Source organism: Ramlibacter sp., from assembly GCF_013697775.1.
Taxonomy (GTDB): Bacteria; Pseudomonadota; Gammaproteobacteria; order Burkholderiales; family Burkholderiaceae_C; genus Ramlibacter.
This window is the reverse complement of sequence record NZ_JACCWG010000119.1, coordinates 1-2,477: the sequence shown is the minus strand read 5'-3', so window position 1 is coordinate 2,477 and position 2,477 is coordinate 1. Positions and strand designations below refer to the sequence as shown.

The 2,477-nt window shown below is 71.9% G+C and carries 3 protein-coding genes; 1 reads left to right on the top strand and 2 read right to left on the bottom strand.

The window, feature by feature from the left end; all coding sequences use genetic code 11:
- On the bottom strand, nt 1-400 hold a 400-nt coding region (locus H0U68_RS06230), incomplete at its 3' end, for an alpha/beta hydrolase fold domain-containing protein (protein ID WP_296353723.1).
- A 122-nt stretch (nt 401-522) separates the two neighbouring features.
- On the opposite strand from H0U68_RS06230, the gene H0U68_RS06225 reads away from it, so the two are divergent.
- Nucleotides 523-1,434, top strand: coding sequence for a LysR family transcriptional regulator (locus tag H0U68_RS06225; RefSeq protein ID WP_296353722.1), 912 nt, complete (start codon nt 523-525; stop codon nt 1,432-1,434).
- A 15-nt stretch (nt 1,435-1,449) separates the two neighbouring features.
- Here H0U68_RS06225 and H0U68_RS06220 read toward each other — a convergent pair.
- On the bottom strand, nt 1,450-2,477 hold a 1,028-nt coding region (locus H0U68_RS06220; RefSeq protein WP_296353720.1), incomplete at its 5' end, for an MFS transporter.

Below are 2,477 nucleotides of genomic sequence, written 5' to 3'. Positions count from 1 at the left end.
CCATCATGGCGATGGCCGCGGCCAGGTTGCCGCCGGCCTCTTCGCCCGCGATCACCAGCGGCGCGCCGGCGCCGGCCATGCGCGTGCGCTGGCGGTGCAGCCACTCCAGCGCGGCGTAGCCGGCTTCCACGGCTTCGGGAAAGCGGTGTTCCGGCGCGAGCGGGTAGTGCAGCGACGCCACCACGCAGCCGGCGTCGACCGCCAGCAGGGCCAGGCAGGCGCGGGCCAGCGCGTCGGCGCAGACGAAGGCGCCGCCGTGCAGGTGCAGGACCAGCGGCACGGTCTTGCCGCGCGGCTTGCTGCCGCGCACGTGCACCGGCAGGCCCAGGCCAGGCAGGGTGAGCACGCGCGGCTCGGGGGCACCGCCGGACGGGCGGTCAGTGGACGCATCTGCAGTCATGGTGCCAAGCATAGGCGTACGGCTTCTGCGGATAAAGCGGGGTGGCGCGAGTTCTCTGTTTCCAACACGTGAACAATGCGTCCCTTGAATTCGCCGCGGCAAGCAGTACGGAACAACAATCCATGGACCAACTTCAAGCGATGAGGGTGTTCACCCGTGTGGTGGAGACGGGCACGTTCACGCGCGCGGCCGAATCGCTGGATCTGCCCAAGGGCACCGTGTCCAAGGTGGTGCAGCAGCTCGAAGGCCGGCTGAAGGTCAAGCTGCTGAACCGCACCACGCGGCGCGTGACCGTCACGGCCGACGGCGCCGCCTACTACGAGCGCACCGCGCGCCTGCTGAACGACTTCGACGACATCGAAGCGGCGATGACGAATGCGCAGGCCAGCCCCAGCGGCCGGCTGCGGGTGGACGTGGGTGCGTCGGTCGCGCGGCTGGTCATCATCCCGGCGCTGGGCGAGTTCCATCGCCGCTTTCCCGACATCCGGCTGGACCTGGGCGTGAGCGACCGCCCGGTGGACATGATCGGCGACAACGTCGACTGCGTGATCCGCGGCGGCGAGCTGACCGAGCCCTCGCTGGTGGCGCGCCGCGTCGGCAACATCCAGCTGATCACCGTGGCGTCACCCGAGTACCTGAAGGCGAACGGCACGCCGACCGATCCCGAGCAGCTGGAGGACGGTCACAGCACGGTGAACTACTTTTCCTCCCGCACCGGTCGGCCGTATCCGCACATGTTCGAGCGCGACGGCGCGCTGCTGGAGATCGGCGGGCGCTACAAGGTGTCGGTCAACGAGAGCAACGCGCAGCTGGCCGCCGTGCTGGCCGGCCTGGGCGTGGCGCAGGTGGCGGTGTTCGCCGCCGCCGACCACGTGGCGCGCGGCGAGCTGGTGCGCATCCTGCCGGAGTGGACGCGCCCGCCGATTCCGCTGCACGTGGTGTACCCGCCGAACCGGCACCTCAGCGCCAAGGTGCGCGCCTTCGTGGAGTGGGTGGCGGAGCTGCTGGCGCTGCATCCGCACATGCAGCGCTGAGTGCGCCCTCTGCGTTCAATCGGATGTTGAACGCAACGCCACCGGAGCGGCAGCCGGCGCCCTGCGCCGCTGGAACCCCAGCGACACGAGGCCCGCGGCGGCCGACAGCACCGCCGTCAGCACCAGCACGCGGCTGAAGCCCGCGGCGAAGGCGGCCGGCGTGCCGGTGTCGCCGCCGCTGGAGAACACCACCACCGACGCGGCCGCGCCGAAGGCCCAGCCCAGCTGCCGCATGGTGTTGAACACGCCGGCGGCCTTGCCCATGTCGGGCGGCGCCACGGAGCCTAGCACCACGCTCTGCACCGCGGGCATGGCCAGCGACAGGCTGGCGCCGGCCAGCAGCATCGGCCCGATCCAGGCCGAAGGCGCATGCACGGAGGGCGCCAGCATCGACATCCACACCAGGCCCACCGCCTGCAGCAGCAGGCCGACTGCCGTGGGCAGGCGCTCGCCGATGCGGCCGGCCAGCGTGCCGGCGAACGGCGCCACGAAGAACAGCGTGGCGGTCCAGGGCAGCAGGCGCCAGCCAGCGCCGCTGGGGCTGGCGTGGTGCACCGCCTGGAAGAACTGCGCCATGAACAGCAGCGTGCCCATCAGGCTCATGTACATCAGCAGGCAGACCAGGTTGCCGCGCAGGAACGCCCAGGAGTGCAGCAGCCGCGGCGGCACCAGCGCATGCGGTGTGCGGTGCTGCCCGCGCAGGAAGCCGGCGAACGCGGCCACTGCCAGCACCAGGGCGGCCAGGACAGGGCCGCTGGTCCACCCGAGCGCCGGTCCCTGCGACACGCCCCACACCAGGGAGCCGGTCGCCACCGTCAGCAGCAATGTGCCCATGATGTCCAGCGGCACCGGCGAGCCGGCGCCTGCCGGCATCTTGCGCGCGGCCAGCCAGGCCGCCGCGGTGCACAGCGGCACGTTGACCCAGAACACCCAGCGCCAGCCGAGCCCGTCGACCAGCACGCCGCCGATCACCGGGCCGGACAGCACCGCCAGGCCGGTGATGGCGGTGAACAGGCCGAGCGCGCGCGGCCGCTGCGCTGGCG